The sequence below is a fragment of the Rhodococcus sp. AC861 genome, assembly GCF_979256035.1.
This window is the reverse complement of sequence record NZ_CEEDMW010000049.1, coordinates 1-265: the sequence shown is the minus strand read 5'-3', so window position 1 is coordinate 265 and position 265 is coordinate 1. Positions and strand designations below refer to the sequence as shown.

Below are 265 nucleotides of genomic sequence, written 5' to 3'. Positions count from 1 at the left end.
CACCGACGACGGCACGACGCTGACACTGGCCGATGCGGCCGGCGACGGCTCGCCCCGCGTCGGGCGCCGGTCCGCGGCGGGCACCTCGGTCTCGCCCGGTCGGGACGGCGAGGTACTCGGCACCACACCGGACGGGATCGTCCGGGTGGACGTCGAGTCCGGCGAGAGCACGGACGGTCCGGTCGACGGCGGGGCGGCGTCGGCCATCGTGTGGGACGACGGTTATGCCGTCGGAACACCCACGGGCTCCGTGGTCATCCTCTCC

The 265-nt window shown here is 74.7% G+C and carries 1 pseudogene; it reads left to right on the top strand.

What is annotated here, in order from left to right:
* Window positions 1-265: pseudogene (locus AC0IX4_RS23095) on the top strand (hypothetical protein); the annotation flags it as partial.